The organism is Curtobacterium sp. MCSS17_008 (assembly GCF_003234185.1).
Classification (GTDB): domain Bacteria; phylum Actinomycetota; class Actinomycetes; order Actinomycetales; family Microbacteriaceae; genus Curtobacterium.
In genome coordinates this window covers 1-1,678 of record NZ_QKSM01000030.1, presented here as the reverse complement: position 1 = coordinate 1,678, position 1,678 = coordinate 1, and the positions used below count along the sequence as shown (strand labels likewise).

1 rRNA gene is annotated in these 1,678 nt (G+C 70.8%); it reads left to right on the top strand.

Going from position 1 to position 1,678, the window contains the following annotated elements:
* Positions 1-106, top strand: a 5S ribosomal RNA gene (rrf, locus tag DEJ23_RS15265); the annotation flags it as partial.
* Positions 107-1,678: the final 1,572 nt, after the last annotated feature.

Genomic DNA, 1,678 nt, shown 5'->3' with positions numbered 1-1,678 from the left:
TAGCGAGAGGGAAACGCCCGGTCACATTCCGAACCCGGAAGCTAAGCCTCTCAGCGCCGATGGTACTGCAAGGGGGACCTTGTGGGAGAGTAGGACGCCGCCGGACTCAACGTTCGCAACACCAGGAAACCCCTGACCATCACCGGTCAGGGGTTTTCTGCGTTCGGGGTCGCTTGCAGGCAGGGCTTCGTGGACGGGCGTCGTGCTGCGCGCTGCGTGCTGCGCGCTGCGACAGGGTCGTCGCGAGGCGTGGATCGTGGGGGATCTGTTCGACGTGGAGCCCGAGCAGCCGGGTTGCCCGGTGATCCGGAGCTGTGGTGCAAGACCCGCGGTCGCTCCCTGGCATCTTCAATGGCGGCGCTGCGAGGCGAGTTCGAGGCGGAGCTGCGCTCGCACTCCGCTCGGGCGCTCGGGCGCTCGGGCGGTCGCTGCGCTGGGCCGGCGCTCGGGCCGCGGAGGCCGGGTGTTTCTCCTGCTGCCGGCACGTGGCGGTCTGCTCGGTGTCATGGCTGAGGAGTCGGCTGGCGAACGCGCTCGGCAGCGCGGCTGCCACCGGTGTGGATCTGGTCACCGCGAAGGCGATGAGCGAGGGCGGCCGGCGGCTCCCTGCGCGCGCGGTGACGGGAACGACATGGCGAGCGTCTTCGCGTGGGCGGCGGCTCGCGGCTCGGCATCGCGTCGGTGCAGGGGGAGTCCGGCACCCGCTCGAGCTCGCTCCTGACCCGTGTCGTGGTCGTGCCCAGCGCGAGAGGTCAAAGGACGGCGTTGCCGGTGGTGTCCGTGTCGGGAGAACCTCGTCCGGGCTGGTTGCCGGACGTCGCTGATGCGACGGTGGGTGGAGGCGCTGGATCTGCGGGGCAGCGCGTTCAGCGGTTCTCCGCGCGACAGGGGTCCCGCCAGAGGGGCCAGCGACGCGCGATTGCGGTCGCGCCGCCTGCGCGATCCGCGAGACGTGTTGACCCCGGCGCCCAGAGCACCGAGCCGCCGGTGTCACCTCGACCACGCGGTGACAGCAGCCGGTCTGGGTCCTTAGGGCTTTGGGTCCTGGGTCCCTGGGTCCTTGGGTCCTTGGGTCCTTGGGTCCCTGGGGCCTTGGGGCCTTGGGGCCTTGGGGCCTTGGGGCCTTGGGTCCCCGGGTCCTCCGGCCCTGAGGCTCTTGGGCCCTTGGGTCCTTGAGTCCTCGGATCATGGGGCCATAGGGCCATAGGGCCATAGGGCCATGGGGCCATGGGGCCTTGGCGCCTGGGGGCCTCGGCGTCGTAGGAGCCTGCGTCCTCAAGGGTGCGGGTGCCTGCACTCGGGCACCCGCGTTCGGGCCCCGAGTGCCGTCCAGCGGCTCCTGCGTCATCGGAACCGAGTGGCGGGTGTGGGCGTCGAAGTTGCACCCCGGTCCCTCACGCCGTACGACTGTCGTCGGTCGAGGTCCCCGGCCTCCGGTCACCATTGAGTAGGGCGCGCGAGTCGACCAGGACGGCGAGCAGGTCGGCGACCGCCGGCGGCCCGACGACCGACACGCCCGGGATGCAGCCCCGCTTGGCAGCGCGTTCACCTGCGCGTAAGCTTGTACCTCGTTGCCGCTGAGGCGGAGAACGGAACGGCCGGTTCGGTCGCCTCCGAGTCTCGCCTGGGCAACCAACTTCCAGCCCCTCTGATGATGTCCGCGGTTCGCGGTCGGAGT